Source organism: Actinomadura soli (genome assembly GCF_005889715.1).
In the GTDB taxonomy this organism is placed as follows: domain Bacteria; phylum Actinomycetota; class Actinomycetes; order Streptosporangiales; family Streptosporangiaceae; genus Spirillospora; species Spirillospora soli.
On sequence record NZ_VCKW01000532.1, the window covers coordinates 1 to 1,914 of the forward strand.

General features: G+C 72.8%; 2 protein-coding genes. Both read left to right on the forward strand.

All coding sequences use genetic code 11. The features are described from left to right. Positions 1–8: 8 nt before the first annotated feature. Positions 9–1,616 (forward strand): GTPase family protein, encoded by a 1,608-nt coding sequence (locus tag ETD83_RS41575; RefSeq protein ID WP_138650727.1) that lies wholly within the window; start codon positions 9–11, stop codon positions 1,614–1,616. Positions 1,617–1,703: 87 nt separating this feature from the next. Next, positions 1,704–1,914, forward strand: a 211-nt coding sequence (locus ETD83_RS41580) for a single-stranded DNA-binding protein (RefSeq protein ID WP_171064747.1), incomplete at its 3' end; no start/stop codon positions are given.

Sequence of the window (1,914 nt, forward strand, 5' to 3'; positions counted from 1 at the left end):
CGCCCAGCCTGACCGACCGCCTCAACGGCCTCGACCGGCTCGTCCGCGCGGGCGACGGCCGGCTCGACCAGCCCGTCCTGGCCGAGGCCGGGGCGCTGCTCGACCGGGCCGGGCAGCGGCTCCGGCTGTCCGGCGAGCACACCGTCGTGGCCCTCGCGGGCGGCACGGGCAGCGGCAAGTCGTCCCTGTTCAACGCCATCTGCGGCCTCGAACTGTCGCCGACCGGCATGCGGCGCCCCATGACGTCCCGGGCCCACGCCTGCGTCTGGGGCCTGGACGGCGCCGGCCCCCTCCTCGACTGGCTGGACGTCGACAAGCGCCACCGCTACGCCCGCGCCAGCGCCCTCGACCTGGAACGCGCCGACGCGTCGCTTCAGGGGCTCGTCCTGATCGACCTGCCCGACCACGACTCCATCCAGGCGATGCACCGCGCCGAGGTCGACCGGTTCGTCGCCATCGCCGACCTGCTCGTCTGGGTCGTCGACCCGCAGAAGTACGCCGACGCCGCCCTGCACCGCAACTACATCGTCCCGTTCGCGCGGCACACCGGCGTCACCCTCATCGTCCTCAACCAGGTCGACCGGCTCGCCCCGCACGAGATCGACGACTGCGTCGCCGACCTGCGCCGCCTCCTGGAGGCCGAGGGCCTCGCCGACCCGCGCATCGTGACGACCTCCGCGGTCGCCGAGGACGGCGTCTACGGCTTCCGCGACATCCTCGTCGACACCGTCGCCGCCCGCCGCGCCCGCACCGAGCGCCTGTCCGCCGACGTCGACCGGGCCGCCGAGCGCTTCGTCGGCTACCGCGCGGACACCGAGCCGCCCACCACGGTCGACGACGGCCGCCGCGGCGACCTCGTCCAGGCCCTCACCGACGCCGCGGGCGCGCCCGCCGTCGCCGAGGCCATGGAGAGCGCCTACGAGCTGCGCGCCGCCGACTTCGTCGGCTGGCCCGTCGCCGCGATCATCGCCCGGCTCCGCTCCGACCCGCTGCGCCGGATGCGCCTCACCGAACTGCGCGAGGAACTCCGCGGCGCCTTCACCGGCCCGATCGGCGCCCAGCAGGGCGACGTCGACGCCGCCCTGCAAGGCATCACCGAGGGCATCACGCCGGAACTGCCCGCGCACTGGGGACGCTCCGTCCGCGCCGCCGCCCGCTCCCACGCGACCGAGATCCCCGAGGCGCTCGGCGAGTCGCTCAAGGACGCCCTGCCCACGTTCAACCAGGTCCCGCGCTGGTGGTGGCTGATCAAGACGTGGCAGTACTTCCTGGTGCTGGTCGCCGTCCTCAGCGTCGTGTGGATCGGCCTCCTCGTCGCCTACGGCGTGCTGAACGCCGGCGGCGAAGACCCGGGCGGCCTGGTCGGAGAAGCGGGCCTCATCCCCTACGTGGCCGTCCTGATGGTGTGCACCCTCGGCATGGGCTGGCTCACGTCATCGGCCTGCCGCAACCTGGTCGCCCTCTCCTCCGCCAAGCACGGCGACAAGATGGAGCACCACATGCGCGTGGGCATCGAGGGCGTCGCGTACGAGAAGGTGATCGTGCCCATCGAGCAGGACCTCCAGGTCTACGCCCGCTTCCGCCGGGACGTCGAGATCGCGCTCGGCCGCGGCTGAGTTATCCACAGTTCCGCTCCCGCACCCGCCACCAGTGCCGCCTGCGCCACCGTTGACCTCGTACGCGCGAGACAACGGAGGGCAGCGATGAACGAGGCGCACATCACCATCACCGGCTGGGTCGCGGCGGAGCCCCGCTACGCCGTCACGGCCAACGGAACGCCGTTCCTGTCGCTCAGGGTGGGCTGCACGCCCCGCCGCTACGACCGGCAGACCGGCCAATGGCAGGACATCGAGACCCTGTTCCTGACCGTCAACTGCTGGCGGAATCTGGCCGACAACGTCAACGCGTCCGAGT